This is a genomic window from Streptomyces sp. NPDC046197, from assembly GCF_040646295.1.
Lineage (GTDB): Bacteria > Actinomycetota > Actinomycetes > Streptomycetales > Streptomycetaceae > Streptomyces.
On the sequence record NZ_JBEYZY010000058.1, the window covers coordinates 13,458 to 29,868 of the forward strand.

Annotated in this window: 12 protein-coding genes and 2 pseudogenes; 7 read left to right on the top strand and 7 right to left on the bottom strand. The window is 68.7% G+C overall.

All coding sequences use genetic code 11. The features are described 5' to 3' along the window. Positions 1-303: 303 nt before the first annotated feature. Positions 304-1,500 carry an ISAs1 family transposase gene (locus AB0A61_RS38790; protein ID WP_361303683.1) on the bottom strand — a complete coding sequence of 399 codons (1,197 nt, stop codon included), beginning with the start codon at positions 1,498-1,500 and terminating at the stop codon, positions 304-306. A 414-nt stretch (positions 1,501-1,914) separates the two neighbouring features. Between AB0A61_RS38790 and istA the strand changes: the two genes are divergently transcribed. Then, on the top strand, positions 1,915-3,504 hold the full coding sequence (istA, locus tag AB0A61_RS38795) for an IS21 family transposase (RefSeq protein ID WP_361303716.1): 1,590 nt from the start codon (positions 1,915-1,917) through the stop codon (positions 3,502-3,504). Continuing rightward, entirely contained in the window at positions 3,504-4,280 is a 777-nt protein-coding gene (gene istB / locus AB0A61_RS38800; protein WP_361303686.1) for an IS21-like element helper ATPase IstB, read from the top strand. Before istA ends, istB begins: the two co-directional genes overlap by 1 nt. A 135-nt stretch (positions 4,281-4,415) precedes the next feature. Here istB and AB0A61_RS38805 read toward each other — a convergent pair whose 3' ends face one another. From AB0A61_RS38805 to AB0A61_RS38825, 5 genes are all read right to left on the bottom strand, one after another. Next, positions 4,416-4,904, bottom strand: a complete 489-nt coding sequence (locus AB0A61_RS38805) for a transposase family protein (RefSeq protein ID WP_361303689.1) — start codon at positions 4,902-4,904, stop codon at positions 4,416-4,418. A gap of 133 nt (positions 4,905-5,037) precedes the next feature. Continuing rightward, positions 5,038-8,016 (bottom strand): trypsin-like peptidase domain-containing protein, encoded by a 2,979-nt coding sequence (locus AB0A61_RS38810; RefSeq protein ID WP_361303692.1) that lies wholly within the window; start codon positions 8,014-8,016, stop codon positions 5,038-5,040. A gap of 7 nt (positions 8,017-8,023) precedes the next feature. Further along, positions 8,024-8,398: a CU044_2847 family protein gene (locus AB0A61_RS38815; protein WP_361303695.1), complete on the bottom strand. Its 375-nt coding sequence runs from the start codon at positions 8,396-8,398 to the stop codon at positions 8,024-8,026. Between the two features lie 196 nt (positions 8,399-8,594). Then, positions 8,595-9,182, bottom strand: coding sequence for a hypothetical protein (locus tag AB0A61_RS38820; RefSeq protein WP_361303698.1), 588 nt, complete (start codon positions 9,180-9,182; stop codon positions 8,595-8,597). Between the two features lie 176 nt (positions 9,183-9,358). Continuing rightward, positions 9,359-10,363 carry a hypothetical protein gene (locus tag AB0A61_RS38825; protein WP_361303701.1) on the bottom strand — a complete coding sequence of 335 codons (1,005 nt, stop codon included), beginning with the start codon at positions 10,361-10,363 and terminating at the stop codon, positions 9,359-9,361. A gap of 205 nt (positions 10,364-10,568) precedes the next feature. On the opposite strand from AB0A61_RS38825, the gene AB0A61_RS38830 reads away from it, so the two are divergent. The 5 genes and pseudogenes from AB0A61_RS38830 (at position 10,569) to AB0A61_RS38850 (ending at position 14,983) form a co-directional block, all read left to right on the top strand. Next, positions 10,569-10,832, top strand: a complete 264-nt coding sequence (locus tag AB0A61_RS38830; protein WP_361303704.1) for a helix-turn-helix transcriptional regulator — start codon at positions 10,569-10,571, stop codon at positions 10,830-10,832. 170 nt (positions 10,833-11,002) lie between these two features. Next, positions 11,003-11,902, top strand: coding sequence for a DUF6083 domain-containing protein (locus tag AB0A61_RS38835; protein WP_361303707.1), 900 nt, complete (start codon positions 11,003-11,005; stop codon positions 11,900-11,902). Beyond that, positions 11,872-12,326 (top strand): annotated as a pseudogene (locus AB0A61_RS38840) (hypothetical protein). The gene AB0A61_RS38835 and the pseudogene AB0A61_RS38840 overlap by 31 nt, the downstream one beginning before the upstream one ends. Beyond that, a complete protein-coding gene (locus AB0A61_RS38845) occupies positions 12,323-13,792 on the top strand; it encodes a UvrD-helicase domain-containing protein (protein WP_361303710.1) in 1,470 nt (489 codons plus the stop codon). The pseudogene AB0A61_RS38840 and the gene AB0A61_RS38845 overlap by 4 nt, the downstream one beginning before the upstream one ends. Positions 13,793-14,524: 732 nt before the next feature. Further along, positions 14,525-14,983 carry a hypothetical protein gene (locus AB0A61_RS38850; protein WP_361303713.1) on the top strand — a complete coding sequence of 153 codons (459 nt, stop codon included), beginning with the start codon at positions 14,525-14,527 and terminating at the stop codon, positions 14,981-14,983. Positions 14,984-15,449: 466 nt separating this feature from the next. Here the strand turns inward: AB0A61_RS38850 and AB0A61_RS38855 are convergent. Further along, a pseudogene (locus AB0A61_RS38855) lies at positions 15,450-16,238 on the bottom strand (IS701 family transposase); the annotation flags it as partial. Positions 16,239-16,411 lie beyond the last annotated feature (173 nt).

Genomic DNA, 16,411 nt, shown 5'->3' on the forward strand with positions numbered 1-16,411 from the left:
AGCTACGGCCTGTACGCCCCCTACAGGTAAGTAGCTGTTTCTCTTCCGGTCGTGTGGCCGCCCGGGTCGAACGGAGCGGTGGGTTGGGGCGGATGCCGGAGTGGGCGGATGGCGCGGAGGGTGCTGCCGGTGCCGGCATGGGCTGGACATCGGGGGCCGCCGACCTGAGAGCTACTGCGGGCCAGGACCGTCGTCCCAGGATCCCAGGGCTTCCCTCTCGCTTCGCTCGAGCCATTCGAGATACCGGGTGTGGAAGTTGTGGCGGTTTCCGTGCACATCGACGAACGGTATGTCAGGGCTTGATCAAGTTCCTTGAGTGTTCTGGATGTTGGTGATGCCCAGGATGGCGAGTGCTCGTTCGGGTTCGTGACGGATGGCTCGGGTGGTCTTGGCGATGTTGTCGGCTCCGAGGATCTTCAGGGTCCCGATGGCGAGGGTGCGGATGGTGGCCATGGCGCGGGGCGCGGTGTCGGTGCGAATGGTCGAGGCGTCCTCGGCGAACGTGACGTCTCGGATGTAGTGGGAGGAGTTTTCGATGCCCCAGTGCCCGCGAATGGCGGTGGCGAGGTCGGCGGGGCGGGTTTGGTGGGCGGCGAGGCTGGTGACCGCGTAGAGGTTCTCGCGGGTTTCGGGCCGGCCTGTGGGCTTGCGTCGGCGGTGGACCCGGATGGCGAGGTGGGCGTGGGGGAAAGCGATGCCGCCGAGGTTGTCGGCGATGGCGCAGGTCTTGATCGAGCGGGACTCGCGCCGTCCGTGGGCGGTGACGGAGGCGGTGTGCTGGACCTTGATCGAGGTCCAGGGCAGGGCGGCGAGCTGGGCGTGGGCGGTGGGCTGGTTGGTCTTGGTGACGGCGATGTAGTGGGCCTTCTTCGTCTCGACCAGCCAGGTGATGTTGGCCTTCACCGAGTGGAGGGCATCGAAGGTGACGACGGTGCCGGCGAGGTCGACTGGTGCCAGCAGGGACTTGAAGTGGCACACTTCATTGGTCTTCGCACCGACCTCGACCTGGGCAATCGTGGCGACGCGGTCGTGGGTGACCGCCGAGAGCAGGTGACGGCGCGGCGTGTCCAGGCGGGCTGAGCCCTTGAGGGCCTTGCCGTCCACGGCGATGGCCTGCCGCGATCGGGCCCCGGGCACGTCCGCGGACGCGGTGATGCGGTGCCGGTCGGCCAGGTAGGCGCCCACGGCCCGGTCCAGGGCGTCGCCGTCAAGTGCCTGAAGGACGCGTCCGATAGTGACCGGCTTGGGGCTGGGCCGCCAGTCGAGCAGGTGACGGCGTATCCCGAGGGACGCCAGCAGCGAGTTCGTGGCCCGTCCGACGAACTCGGCGAGTTCGTCGATGCTCTTCGCGCCGCAGGCGGCCGCGCAGGCACACACCAGCAAGATCGCCGTCAGCGCGTACCACCGGCCCCGGCGTGAGCGCGGATCCGGAACCGATTCGAGGTAGGGACGCAGGTCAGCGATCCGGTCCGTATCCAGCGGACCCAGCTTCTCCAGCACGGCAGGGATGGGGGAAGATGCAACAGCAGGCACGGGACGTCCTCGTGATCATCTGGCTTCGACACCACAATGATCACGAACCCCCGTGCCTGCTCTGCTGTCCGCCCCTACCGATCCGATCGCCAACCCTCCGCGCAATCACGGAACTTGACGGAGCCCTGACGGTATGTAGGGCGGATTGGTCCCAACGTTCCGGTCGCGGAGTTCTCCGCGGTGCGGGCTGTGAGCGATCACGAAATTCCCAAGGTGGGGCGGGTTCCGCGTCACGTAATTCCCCACCCCCGCGGTCACGTAATTCCCCATGGGGACGACGGGTGGCGGGGGTCATAGTCCTGGCCGTCGAGAACACGGACGCTTCCTCGATCAGTGGTTCGAGGTCGAGGGAAGCGCACGATGGCGAGGAGAACGTTCAACGTGGTCGATGTGACCGAGATCTACGTCCACTGGTATGCGGGCCGTTCCAAGAGCGAGCTGGCCGCGTCGCTGGGAGTGGACCGCAAGACGATCAGGAAGTATCTGGCCCCGGCGGAGGCCGCCGGGATGAGTCCGGGCGGCCCGGCGATGACCGCGGCGGACTGGGCCGGGCTGATCAAGGACTGGTTCCCCGAGCTCGCCGACGCCCGGCTGAGGCAGGTGACCTGGCCGGAGATCGACAAGCACGGCGATTACATCAAGAGCCTGCTGGGGACGGTGACCGTCTCCACGATCCATCAACGGCTGCGGGACGAACACGGGCTGACCGCGTCGGTGTCGAGTCTGCGGCGGTGGATAACGGCGACACTGCCCGAGGAGACGAGAAGGTCGCAGGTCACCGTCCTGCGCGATGAGGTCGAGCCGGGCCTGGAGGCCCAGATCGACTACGGCTTCCTCGGCCAGTGGATCAACCCCCGCAGCGGGAAACGGCACCGGATCTGGGCCTTCGTGATGATCCTGGCCTGCTCGCGGCACATGTTCGTCCGCCCCGTCATCCACCTCGACCAGCACGCCTGGACCGAAGCCCACGTCGAAGCCTTCCGGTTCTTCGGCGGCGTCACCCGGCGTCTCGTGCCCGACAACCTGCGCACCGGGGTCGACAAGCCCGACCTCTACGACCCCAAAATCAACAAGGCGTATGCCGAACTCGCCGCCCACTACGGCGCGTTGGTGGACCCGGCCCGCGCCGGCCGGCCAAAAGACAAGCCCAGAGTCGAGCGCCCCATGCCCTATATAAGGGACTCGTGGTGGCGGGGACGGGAGTTCGTCTCCCTCGAGCACATGCAGACTGATGCGATCCGCTGGGCGAGCGAGGTCGCCGGGCAGCGGCAGTGCCGGCCGCTGGGCGGGGCATCTCCACTGTCGGTGTTCGAGGCCGTCGAGGCCGAGACACTGCTGCCGCTGCCGAAGACGCCGTTCGTGCTGGCCCGCTGGAGTGCCGCGACGGTCGGCCCGGACATCCACATCAAGGTGGGCCGCACCCTCTACTCGGTGCCGTGGAAACTGATCGGCCAGCGCGTCGACGTCCGCACCACCCAAGCCTTCGTGCAGGTCTTCCACGAGGGCGAACTGGTCAAGACCCATGCGGCACTTGAACAGGGAAAACGCACCCACCACGGCGACTACCCGCCCGAGAAAATCGCCTTCCATATGCGGACCCCGCAATGGTGCCGCACTCAGTCCACGCAGGTCGGCGCCGCCTGTCGCGAGGTCATCGACCAGCTGCTGGAGATCAACGCGCTCTACCGGCTCCGTGCCGCCCAGGGCGTGCTCGGACTGCGCAAGAAGTACGGCGACACCCGCCTCGAGGCTGCCTGCGCCAAGGCCACCCTCGTCGGCGACCCGTCTTACCGCACCATCAAGGGCATCCTCGTCGCCGGCACCGAGACCGAGCCCGCCCCCGAAACCTCCGGCGACGGCGGAGCCGCCGCCTTCCTGCACGGACCTCAGCGGCTCTTCGCCGCCGCCGCGACCCCCGACATGACGAACGACGACCGTGATGACCACCGTCACGACGAAGGAGTTGCGTGATGACCATCATGGACACCGCCCTGCGCGACGCACTGCGCGCGCTGAAGCTCTCCGGCATGCTGGAGACCCTGGACGCCCGCCTCGCCCAGGCCCACGGCGGCGAACTCGGGCACCTCGAATTCCTCCAGACGCTCTGCCAGGACGAGATCACCCGCCGCGACACCGTCGCCTTCCAACGCCGCCTGCACCGGGCGAAGTTCGATCAGCAGGCCACCCTGGAGGAGTTCGACTTCGCAGCCTCCCCGAAGCTGCCCGCCGCCCAGATCCGCGACCTCGCTGCCCTGCGCTGGCTGCACACCGGGGAGTCCGTAATTTTGTTCGGGCCGGTCGGCGTCGGCAAGACACACGTCGCCCAGGCGCTCGGCCACCTCGCCATCCGCCAAGGCGCCAACGTCCGGTTCGCCAAAACCAGCCGCATCCTCGCGGACCTGGCCGGCGGCCATGCGGACCGCACCTGGGACCGTCGACTGCGCGAGTTGGTACGTCCCGACGTGCTCATCCTGGACGACTTCGCGATGCGCCAGCTCACTGCGGCCCAGGCCGACGACCTCTACGAGCTGGTCAGCGAGCGGCAGGGCCGGTCGTTGATCCTGACCAGCAACCGGGCGCCGAGCGACTGGTATCCGCTCTTCCCCAACCCCGTCGTCGCCGAGTCACTCCTGGACCGGCTGATCAACACCAGCCACCAGGTGATCATGAACGGCCCCAGCTACCGGCCCAACAAGCGGCCCCGAGGAGGAGGCAGCGAGAAGACAAACAAGCCCTCGATCAAGTAGACATGGACGAGGTCAGGACCTGGGGAATTACGTGACGCCGGGCCCGGGGAATTACGTGATCGTTCACACGGGCCGACGATGATGAGCCAACTGGTCATCCCGCATCCGTTGTCGCTGATGAGGATCGCGCCCCGATCACGCTGCTCGTGCCAGACCCGGTCTGCGGCGTCGCCGAAAACCTTGCGGTAGTCGTCGAGATAGTCGTCGTCCTCGTCGCGGGTGGTGGGCTCGGAGAGCGAGCGCGTGCGCCAGGCGGACTCCGGCACGGCCGGCCGGCATCACCGCCAGCCGCTCAAGGACCGCCTGGAGGCCGGTGCTTCGCCTTCCATGCCGGAAGGTCAGCCCGTCCACCTGCTCGGCGAACGTCGCCTGCCGGCACGCCCGTTGACGGCAGCGGAACCTCCGGACCTGTAACTCGATCACTACGGCGCGTCCGGCGACCGCGCTGTCAGCGAGACGGCGTACGTACCGGCTGTGTACCCGGCTCGACACCGTGCCGCAGGCAGGACACGCAGCTTGGTCCGCTGCCGTACGGGCCCGCACGACCACCGACCCCCCACTGGCCACGACGTTTTCGATCAGGACACCTTCGACCTGGTGGAACCACAGGTCTTGGAGGAGCACATCACCTACGGCCGTTCATGATCGCGGTTGTGGTGACCCTCCGTGGCTCTGGCACGGAAAGTGATCCAGAACCACGGTTCACGGAACGGCGACACCTGGTGGGAGATCGGTTCGATGGCCGGGGATATCAACCTCACCATTGGGTGGGCCTCGTCGGCGTGAACTCGCGCTCGGTCAACTCGGCTGCTCTCGCGCGATCGTCGCTGCGGAGGTCCGGGTTATGGGCGAGGAGGGCGAGCAGGCCGGCCGCACGCCGGTCGCCGAGCTCGGCCAGAGCACCGGCCGCTCGCACGCGGAGCCAGCCAACGAGGCTCGGGTCTTGAGCGAGCGAGGCGAGCAGGTCAACGCCCAGCTGGTCACGGACTCCGGCCAGCGCCTCGAAGGGGCGTTGTGGGGTGCGCCCGGTCATCAGCTTGACAGCACGTCGAGGGTCAAGGCCGGCCAGCACCTCAGCTGCGTCCAGACGGTCTGCGTCGTCGAGGTTTGAGTCCTGAGCCATAAGAGCGAACGCGTCAAGACCGCGCAGGTCGCCGAGCCCGGCCAGGGCCCAAGCCGCCTTCACCCGGCATTGGCCGAGGCTCGAGTCTTGGGTGAACGAGACGAGCAGGTCAGCGCCCCGCGGGTTGCCGAGCCCGGCCAGCGCCTCGGCCGCAATTACGTGCTCCCCGCCGCTTAGGAGCGGGTCTTGGGCGAGTGAGGCGAGCAGGTCGATGCCCAGCTGCTCGCCGAGCTCGGCCAGGGCCCTGGCCGCCTTCACTCGGTCCCAGACCCCGAAGAGGCGCCTCGGTTCCCGGGCCAGGTCCGCGAGGGTCACGGCAGCACTACGGGTAATGGACTGCGGAAGCCAAGTCCCCTGTCGTGCTTGCCGGGCGATGAATTCGCATCCCTCGAGTCCGCCTTGCGTGGCCAGGCGCATCAGGAGGCGATCCAGAGCCGAAGTCGAGCCGGTGGCGTCTGCATAGCCGAGGTCGATGAGGAATCCCACGAAGGAGTCAGCGTGCTTCCTCGGCGGCTTCCAGAATCTGCGTCCCCATACCCGGGGGCTGACGCCCGGTTCAATGGCGCCACGCCGGTATCTGGCGGGGTGATTGAGCTTGCCGTATGCCTGGAGGCGAGAATGTTGATCGCGCGTGTGATACCGAGCAGCGAGGTAATCCAGGAGGGTTTGATGGAGGAAGACAGCCTCTCCCGCGCGCAGAGTCAGCAGGCCACTGCCACGCAGGGCCGCCTCCAGGAAGATCCTCCACTTCGCCTCGGAGACCTTCGACGGGCGCCGTGCAGCCAGTTGGGTGGAGAGAAGGTCCAGTGCGGGAGCGGTATTGCCGGCGTGCCGTTCGGCCGCCAGGTAGGCAATCAGGTCCGGGAGGCTGTCCAGCATGTGCTCCGCCTCCGCGACAGCGTCTTGCCCGGATTCCTGCAGGGCAGCGCAGGCTTGGGCCCGCAGGCCAACGGTGAGTTGTCGCTCGTACAACAGGTCGACGAAGGCCAGGTAGATCTTTCCGCGACTGTCCGGGAGCCGCTGGTCGGGGTGGTCGGTGTACAGCTGACACAGCATGGTCGCCATAAGGGGAGTGCAGGCCAGCTCGTACAAACCCTGCCGTCGCAGCTCGCTGATGAAGTCCCGGGCTACTTGCTCTGGTGACTGGACCTCGGTGAACCACCGCGCGGCGAACCGGTCGAGATCTTCGCTGTTGAAGGGCAGCAACTCATAGCGCCGCGGCGGCCAGTCCCCGGACTGCTCGCCCGGCATCTCCGCGGCGGGTAGCGGTCGGGTCGTCACGACGAACCGGTAGGGCGAGTCACGTCTGTGGGACGCGTTCCTGAGCTTGGCAATCAGCTTTCGCCGTGTCTCGGCATCCGTAATCTCGTCCAAACCGTCGACCAACACGAGCCAGCCCACTCCAAGCAACGGTTCGGAGTTGAAGAGTTGCGGCGGCCACTCCTGCGACGGAGCCGCGATACTCAGGTCCTTCTCCACACTGGCCGCGATCGCGTCATGCAGGTTGAGAGGAAGAACCAGGTCAGCGGCCGGCACCAGAACCGGGACCCACCGGCCTGTTGGCGCCCGGTTGCATCCACCGGTCTGACCCGCGCCCCACCGTTCCGCCAACGTGATCAACCCGCTGCGCAGCAGGGTCGACTTGCCGCCGCCGGGTCCGGCGATCACAAGAGCGTCTCCATCCTGATCCAGGATCCCTTGTGCAGACATTGCTCCTGGAGGAGCCAGCGCCGAGGAGGAAGCGTGCACGCCGTAGTCCTGGTGCGTTGTGATGGGCCGGACCAACTGGTCTAGGTGCACCCCGGTTAGCCGGCGGGGACGAATTTCCGTCAGCAGGCCCGGATACGGATGCTCCCGCGCCCCCAAGACGGCGGCTTGCAGGTAGGCACGTAGCCGCGGGCCGGGATAGGCCCAGCCGCCAGCTCGGATCTGGTCGTCGCGGAGCTCAGCAAACCACTTGCCGTTGCGGGTGGCATCGACCTGTACCTCGGCGATCTGAGGCAGCGCGACAAGGATGTCGGCCGCAGACACCATATGCGCGCTGCCTGCTTTGTCGGAGGAGCACAGCATGCCGCACACAGCCCCGGTGCGACGGCTGAGTACCGGGCTGCCGCTGTAGCCGCCGCCCACTGGCGTGCCGTACACCCGTTCTGGCTGCCACTCCCTGTCCAGGGAGCGGCCGTGCGCGTCCACTGCGCGCAGCCTGGAGGCGCCCTGCGCTGTGAACAGCGCCGACTGCCCGGCCCGGAACTGGCCCGCCGGATGACCGAAGGTCCACGCTGCGTCTCCGGGCTCCAGCACGTCACAGAGCAGGACATGCGGCAAGTTGGTGTCGAGCGGCATGCGCAGCAATGCCAAATCCAGCCCACCGACGTCGACACGCAGGTACCATTCCGGCGGTGCTTCGAGCACGAGCTCGCGGCCAGTGGCCGCCTGGGCCCACACAACGGTGCCGGACATTTCCTCCAGCCGATCGGCCAGCACGTGCGCACAAGTCGCGACGATGCCCGGCGCTACCAGGAATCCCGTTCCCCTTACCACGTCCGTGCTACCTGGTCCGCGGGTCTCCAGAGCAAGGGTTGCCCCGCGTAGAAGATCTTCTAGTGCGCTCATCACGACCTCACGGCGTTGGCTTGTTCCACTCCAATCCGACCGTGATGGTCGACGTGGCAGACACCTTGCCAATCACCGCGACGAACTGACCCGACTCCACGAGTACTTCGCAGCCGAACTGTACGCTGACCTTGGACGCATCGGTGCTCTGCAGCCTGCCAGCGATCTGCTGCGCGAAGCCTGCCAGCCCGTCCAACAGCTGTTCCAGCGTGGGCTGGCGCCTACGGGCCCCAATCTCCCCTTCTTCACCGAGGGAAACCGCATCATCTGCTACTCGAACCTGTTGCGCCGACAGGTAGATTCGCTGCCCGCTGGCGTCCACCGGGACCAACTCAGTCTCCCCCGGTCCCAGCAGAGCCGTGCCCTCTTCCCCCACGATCATTCCTCGCCCCCTCTTGTACGGCAGTACGGCGCTGAATACACCTGCCCCCAAGCTACTCGCCATGGAGTACCCCGACATGTCGCAGTTCAGAACATCGAACTAGATGCCGAGCCCCCATCAGGCGTTACCAGTACATACCAAGGGCAGAAAGTTGTCGTGCGCGAGCGGGACCGGCTGTGGCGGCCCTCGGGTGCGGTCAGGCGAGCTGCTGCTCGTCGGGTCCGACCGGCTCGGCTGTCTCGGGGGCGCTGTAGAAGACGGATTTCCCCTGCTTGGCGCGCTGGGCCTGGCTCTTGGCCACGAGCCCTTCGAGCGTGGTGCGCACGACGGTTGTCTTGATGGTGCGCTCGGGGTGCTGCTGCCCCAGCGCGGTGGTGATTTCGACGGCGGAGCGGGGTTCGCTCTGGCCCGCCAGGTGTTCACGCACGAGGTCGACGAGCGTGGGCAATGCCGACGATGCGGCCGATGCCTTGGCCGCCTTCTTGCCGGTGCGTTTCCCGGCCGTGGCGGGCTGCTTGGATGCGCCTGCTGCCTTCTTGCGGGCGGCAGGCCCCGAGGCGACGGATTCGGCGGCGGGCGCAGCAGCCGGCGCGGGGATGCCGAGGGCCTGCTGGATGTTCACCAGGACGGTGTGGTCGTGCCGCAGAGAGGCCAACTGTCTGTGAAGTGCTTCGATTTCACCGCTGAGGCGTTCTTGCTCCTTGAGGTTGCGTTCAAGGTCACCGGCCACCTGCGTGCTGTACTGCGAGGTCAACTCGGTGGTTTCGGTAGTGGTTTCGGACATGCTGCTCATACCCCTTCTGCGCGCTGCGGGTCGGCGAGCACGATGCTCGTGGCGGCTGGTGCCGTGTGACCGGTGGCAGTTACTGACGAACCGTTATGTCACAGCGATAGTACGGAAGCCACCTGCATTCTTCTCCGCTGCGTGGCCGAGCGGCGGCAGGCCGAGTCTGGCGCCGGTCAGTGCGGCGAGGTGTCTGCGGGGCCCGGGGCGGGCCGGTGAAGGGGAACTGGCTGCCAGTGCACCTCGTCGGTGTCGCGCTGATGGTGCCAGGCCGCCAGGGTGCGGCCGGCGACCAGCCGGTCGAGCAGCACACCAGTCTGCTGGGGGGAGTGCCCGCACAGACGGGCAACGACGGCCATGTCGGCTGCGGGGCCGGCCTCGGTGGTGTGGGCGGCCAGGACCAGCGCGGCCAGGCGGTCTGCGGGTTTTGCCGTCGCGGCAACGATCAGCGGGGCGGGCTTGAGGGCCCAGTGGGCGGCGCGCCGGCGGGCGCTGCGGCCCGGGGCCTGGTTCAGCGCCGCGTCGTCCAGCAGCCGTACCTGCAAGGGCGCTGTCCGGGGGGCGGGCGGGTCGAGCCAGCCGTCCTGTGCCAGTTCCTGCCACGCCTCGGTGTGTCGGTGCAGGCGCATGCCGCGCAGCAGGCCGGCCGGCAGCCGGGCGCGGCCGTGTGTGTCGGCGCGCAGGGCGCATTGCAGGGCCAGCAGGCGGGCGGCGGGAGAGGTGACGCAGCCGAGCGTGGAGGCTAGGTGGGTGAGCATCTCTCGTACCCGTTGCCGCTCGTCTTCGTGCACCCGCGGCCGAACGGGGGCTGATGCGGCCGGTCGGCGAGGGCTGAGCAGAGTGTCCGGCACCACGGCGGTGTGGCTGGTCGCCGCCGCGCAGGCCGCGCCTGCGTCGGCCAGCCGCCAGGCGCGGCCGCTGAGGTCGCGGGTCAGGGCCAGCAGCACCTGCCCGGCACAGCCGCGATGACGCGGATGCCACACACAGCCCCGCAGCCGGCACTGGCAGCTGCGCAGGTGCGCCGGCAGCGCGTCCGCGCGGACATGGCAGGCCAGATGCGCCAGTGCGGCCGACCGCGCGGAGGATGCCTGCAGGGGAAAGGAGCGGGCGGTGCATGAGGGGCAGACCAGTTTGGGGCCGTCCGCCTGCGGACGCAGCTCCACTGTCCAGACACGCCGCACTGCAGCATGTGCGCCACCGAACCGCATGGGCTGGTCGTCCTCCCGTCCGTCTGGCCTTGCCGTGGCGGGGGTCACCGTGGCAGGCCCCCGAGACGGACGCACTGTAGTGCAGATTCTCGCACCGCGGATTCGCTCTCCCTCCTCCCCGACGAAAGTGCAGAAACCCGCACTGACGGGGCAGGGGTCTGCACCGTCGGATGGTCGGGTGACGATCTTGCCGCCCGACCCCGACCTCACTGCGCTGCGCGTCGTGCTCGCGCGCCTGCGGGCCGAACGCGGTTGGACCTTCGACGAACTCGCCGACCGCAGCGGTCTGGCCCGGCGCACCCTCATCGATCTCGAACACGGCCGCACCACCGGCAGTGTCACTACCTGGCACACCCTTGCCCACACCTTCGACGTGCCCATCGAGCACTTCCTGGGCGCCCTATGCGAGGACCACACTCCGCCCGGCGTGGCCGCTTCCTGAGTCCTCGCTCCGTCCCGGTGTGCACCACGCCGTGAATCACCCGATCGGGCAGTCAGGCATAGAACAGTCATCCGCAGTGACGCTCATGTGTGCGGGCTCGTTGGGCCGGCCGGGGGACATGCCTGCGACACGTTGCCTCCGTCTGCGTGTCGCCTGGCACGGTCCGGGCCATGTGCCCCACGCCCGCCCCCGACGGCCGCCACTGGGACGGCAGCCCCCGCGCCCCCCACCGCCCCCGCCCGCTCCGGGTGACCACCACCAGCCCCAGCCGCCTGCTGCGCGCCGGACAGACCGGCCGCTGCCGCCACTGCGGCAGCCGCATCGACCTCTACCAGCGCCACGACCAGCGGCCCATCGCCCTGCACCCGGCCGAACTGGCCACCACTGACGTCCCCGATTCCTGCCGCTGGCACCTCAGCGGCGGCATCGCCTACCCGCACGGCGACAACAGCGCCTGGTGCCGCATCCCGCATGCCGTGCTCTGCCCCCACCGCACCCTCACCTGCCAGGCCGGCCCCCGCCTCGAGGCGATCCGCCGCCAACTCGCCGTCCACGCCCGCCGCCTGATCGACACCGGGGTCCTCACCCCCGCCCCACCCACCACCCATCAACCTGGCCTCCGCACCGGCGGACCTGACCGCCCCGTCGTCCAGCTGCTGCTGTGCCGCTACCTCGCCCAGCAGCGGCTCGAGGACCTGCGCTGCGTCGCCCAGACCCGCCACCGCCACCGCTGCCCCCACCCCCTCCTCGCCCCCGCCGGCCCGGCCGGGACGTGGAAACTGCTGCCCGCCACCGCCCGGCACGGCCAACTCGCCCTGCCCGAAGTCCTGATGGCCGTCTACGACCTGGGCCACCTCTCCTACGGCGAACAGCTGCGCTGGCGCACCCAGCGCTGCCTCGCACACGCCACCGCCCCCGGCGCCGCCGACCTCGCCCTGGCCGCCTGGGAACCCTTCGACCCCCTCCTGCACGCGGCGCACATCCACACCCGCCTGCCCCACCCCCCGCCCCGCCCCTCCCGCACCGAAGGGGATGACCCCTGCCGCACCACGCCCTGGGAATCACACTGACCCGCCCCCTCGCGAGCAACGCCCTGCGCCGTGCCGCGCGCAGGCTGCCACTCGCCTGATGGCCCTCGTCGACGCCAAGACACCCCACCAGGCCGCCCACCGGCTGCGCCACCGCCTCGACACCCGGCTGCCCATCGACGTGATCACCACCCTCTACCCGGACGCCGACCACAACGTGCTGCTCAACATCGCCTTCCCGCCCGCCGTGCACGCCGCCCTGACCGCCGACGCCCGCCGCGCCCGGCAGAGTCCCGAGCGCTTCCTGGAACTGGCCGTCCACCGCGCCCTGGCCGAACACGCCGACCGGGAGACCGACCGCCTCGACCGCGCGGTGCATCAACTACTGGCCCACACCACCCCTGCCCACCTGCTGGCCGCCGTCGGACACGCACTCACCCGGCTCCCCGAGAGGTCCACGCCGTGAACCCCACCGACGAACAGACGGCAGCCACCGACGCCTTCCACGCCGGCGACCACCTCGCCCTGCAGGCAGGCGCCGGCACCGGCAAGACCACCACTCTGACCCTGCTCGCCCGCGCCACCACCCGCCGCGGCCGCTACCTCGCCTACAACCGGGCCATCGCCCAGGACGCACGCACCCGCTTCCCCGACACCGTCCAGTGCAAGACCGCCCACGCCCTCGCCTACGCCGCCGTCGGCCACCGTTACACCCGCCGCCTCAACGCCCCCCGCCGCCCGGCCTGGCAGACCGGCCAAGCTCTCGGCCTGACCAAAGCCGTCCGCATCGGCGACCGTGAGATCTCCCAACGCGCCCTGTCCAACGCCGCCCTGCGCACCGTCACCCGCTTCTGCCACACCGCGGACGAGATCATCACCCCCCACCACGTGCCCCGCCTGCGCGGTCTGGACGACCCCGACCTCCACCGCGAACTCGCCACCCACATCGTGCCGTTCGCCCGCAAAGCCTGGGTCGACCTGCAGCACCCGGACGACGGCGCAGTTCGCTTCGACCACGACCACTACCTCAAGATCTGGGCCCTCACCCGGCCGCGCATCGACGCCGACTTCCTGCTGCTGGACGAAGCCCAGGACACCAACCCCGTCGTCGAACAGATCTTCCTCGCCCAGCGCGACCACGCCCAGCTCGTCATGGTCGGCGACTCCGCCCAGGCCATCTACCACTGGCGCGGCGCCAAAGACGTCATGACCGGCTTCGACGGCACGCAACTGACCCTGTCCCAGTCCTTCCGATTCGGCCCCGACCTCGCCCAGGAGGCCAACCGCTGGCTGCGCCTGGCCGACGCCCCGATCCGCCTGACCGGCACCCCCGCCGTACCCACCGAACTCGGTCCCGTCAGCCGGCCGGACGCCGTGCTGTGCCGCACCAATGTCGGCGCCATGGCTCAGGTCATGACCCTCATGGCCGCCGGATACCGGGTCGCCCTGGCCGGGGGAGGGGACAGCCTGCAGGCCCTGGCCCTCGCCGCCCGCGACCTGAAAGAGGGCCGCCGCACCCACCACCCCGAACTCATCCTTTTCCCCTGCTGGAGCGACCTGCAGGATTACGCCGCCCACGACCCGGCTGGCCGCGACCTGCAGCCCCTGGTCAACCTCGTCGACACCCACGGCACCGATGCCATCCTCGCCGCCGTCGCCCGCCTCGCCCCCGAGCCGCACGCCCAGGTCACCGTCTCCACCGCCCACAAGGCCAAGGGCCGCGAATGGCCCCGCGTGCTCATCGCAGACGACTTCACCCGCCCCGAAAACGACGCTCTCGACGGGCGCACCGACACCGCGATGCCACCCCACCCCGTCGACGACGCCGAGGCCCGCCTGGCCTACGTAGCCGTCACCCGCACCCGCCAACGCCTCGACCTGGGCGGCCTGTCCTGGATCCATGGTCACCCCGACGGCACCCCGCCCGTCTAGCCCCCGCCTTCGAACGGAATCGTGTCCAGCAGAATGTGGAACACCGGTCTGGGAAACGCCGGGGCGCCCTCCCGACCCGCAACCGGGTCGCCCTGGTCCGTGCGTTCGGCCACTCAAGCTCTGACCAAGAGGATCGTGGAGGTGCGGTGAGACATGGCTGCGCCGGCCTGGTGAGCAGCACGACGAGATCGACGCCCGTGATCAGAGTTCTCGGCCCGGTGCCCAGGGGGCGAGGATCTCGTTTGCAACCCGCTGGCAAAGATGACGAATTCAAAGGCGGGCGCACGTTGCACGCGTTTCGCATGCTCAAAGCGCGTCGGACGGCGCTGGACAACGGCACCGACGCGAAGGCCATGAGCGAAGACCCCCCGTTGCGGGTGCGCATCGGCGCCGCTTTCTGGGCGGTCCGCTTTGCTGGCCCGGCGCTGGCTGTCCGACGTTCGCTTTCGCCAGCGCCTTGCCAAGGCGCTGGCGAATATCCTCGATGTCCTGCAGGCGCTGGGCCTCAGGCGTCGTGATCGGTGCCTTCCTGCGAGTCTGGGTGCTGCCGGTTCTCGCGCACCGCTTCTTCGATGCGGTACCCGCCGGAATCGAGGACGGTGGGATCCGCCGAGGCCCCCGTTCCGGCGAAGTCGCTACAGACCGGTGGCCTTTGTCGTCTGCCACGCAGGGCCTGCAGAGCCGGAAGTCGGCGCACAGATTGCGAGGGTGCGGAGAGAGCGCACAGTGTCCATGTACGCCATCGAGATCGTCCTGACCCGTGCCGTGGGCGCGGTCGAGCTGAGGGCCGCACAGCAGCGAAGCCCTCTTGCCATGGCGTCCTCCGATGACGGCAGTCACCTGGTGGTCCTCGTATCCGCGAAGAGCGAGCCAAGAGCCGTACGGAGGATCTGGAAACGGCTAGGAGACACACTGCCCGTTGACGTGTTCTGCGGACTGTTCCCGGGCATCGACCGCAGCTACCTCATGAGCATCCCGATGGAGCCGGATACCGAGGAACGGCTTCGCAACCTCGCGGCGGACGCCGGACAGACCCCGGAGGAGTACCTCCACGCGGCCGTTGCCCAGGCACTGGCCCGTGACCGCACCTCGCGGCGGGCACGGCTGGCCTGCGCTCTGAGCCGACTGTTCCGCGAGTTCACGCCCGAGGAGATCACGGCGGAAGCAGCGCAGAGGATCAGCAGGATCTGACGAAGTCATGCGCTTGTGAAGAGGTCGCAGCCGGGGCATGGTTGCCGTCGCTGCGGGCGCAGCGTCTGCTGCGTGAGGTCATGGCCGATGTGCGCAGCGCGTCGACGGCTCGGCGGTTCGCCTTCGACATGCTCGTGGTCGACGAGGCGCACCATGTGGCGCCGGCCAGTCCGACAACGGCTCCGGGACAGCGCGGGTACGCGGTGGACAGCCAGCGCACCACGGCGACGATGAGGTTGGCGGAGGCATGTACCGCAACGGCGAACCCGGATCCCTCTAGTACTGCAACGGTGCTTGTTCTGATTGCTGGGCAGTTTTCAGGGACTGTGGCCCCCTCGTTTGTAGTGACTGAGGCGGGCTTGGTGTTGGCGCCTGCGGCGCCATGTCGACCAATGCAGGATGTGCTCGACCGGGGTGGGACAGCGGTCGGTGAGCCGGGTGATCAGTCGTCGGATCTCGGCAAGGCTCAGGCGGATGAGCTGGGAGGATCCGTTTCTGCTTTGTCCGTGTCCAGTTCCCGGGCCCGCAGCACTGTCAGGCAGGCGTGGGCGGCCATGGCGAGAGTCATGTGGCGGTGCCAGCCGGGATAGCGGCGGACCTGGTAGTCGTCCAGGCCGCACTCCTGCTTCGCGCTCTGGAAGCACTCCTCGACCGCCCATCGGCTGCCCGCGATGCGGATCAACTCGTCCAGCGTGGTGTCGGCGGGACAGTAGGCGATGTAGTAGGAGATCTCCTCGGGCCTGCTCACGCTGCGACGGGCGATCACCCAGTGCCGGCGGTCCTCGCGGTGCCAGGGCCTCACCTCAACGCGGGCCCAGTCATAGATCCGCCGGCCGTGGGCTCCCTCGCCACAGGAACGGCGTTTCCACTTCTGCCGGGGCAGAGCGGGGAACAGATCATGGACGGGGTGGTCGATCGACCAGCGGGTGACGACGGTGTCGTGCCGAGTGGTGGCCATGACATGGAAGACGTCTGCCTGTTCCAGCTCGAACCGCCAGCCCTTGCTGAAGCCGTAAGCAGCGTCCGCCGTCACCCAGCCGAACGGGATCCGGTCGGCGATGGCCTTGCGGACCATCGCCTTGGCCATCGCCACCTTCGTCTCGAAGGCGACACTGTCGTCGATGCCCGCCCGCCGGCATCGCTCACGGTCATCCGTCCACGACGTGGGCAGATACAACCGCCGGTCGATCAGTGTGCGTCCTCGGCCCGTCGCGTAGGCGAGGAAGACCCCGATCTGGGAGTTCTCGGTGCGTCCCGGGGCTTGTATTTCAATTAGTGCTTGTTCAAGCGAAGTTGGTGGGACGGTGGACCATGACCGTGCGTCCACCCGTCACCGCCTTGCGGGCCAAGTTCGATCGGATTCTGCCGCATCTCGACGAGCGCCGCCGTCGGCTCTACCTGGCTAGCGAGGCCGCGGCCATCGGCCAT